Source organism: Bacillus sp. GbtcB10 (assembly GCF_019091365.1).
In the GTDB taxonomy this organism is placed as follows: domain Bacteria; phylum Bacillota; class Bacilli; order Bacillales; family Bacillaceae; genus Bacillus; species Bacillus altitudinis.
On record NZ_JAGXJP010000240.1, the window covers coordinates 1 to 258 of the forward strand.

General features: G+C 45.7%; 1 protein-coding gene. It reads left to right on the forward strand.

Going from position 1 to position 258, the window contains the following annotated elements; genetic code table 11:
- Positions 1-258, forward strand: a 258-nt coding sequence (locus tag KVT11_RS20190; RefSeq protein ID WP_217609181.1) for an ABC transporter permease subunit, incomplete at both ends; no start/stop codon positions are given.

Consider the following 258-nt stretch of genomic DNA (forward strand, 5'->3'; position numbering starts at 1 on the left):
TCAATACCTGGAAGAACATTGGCTATTATGTGGTTATTTATTTGGCTGCGGTCATTGGCATTGATGAAGAGTATTATGAGGCTGCTGTACTGGATGGAGCGGGGAAATGGAGTCAGGTATGGTATATAACCGTGCCGTTCCTCTATCCGTTAATGATTGTTATGACACTGCTTCAGATCGGACGTATTTTCTATGCAGATTTCGGGCTGTTCTATCAGGTACCGCTTGAATCCGGTGCGCTGTTCCCGGTCACTAACG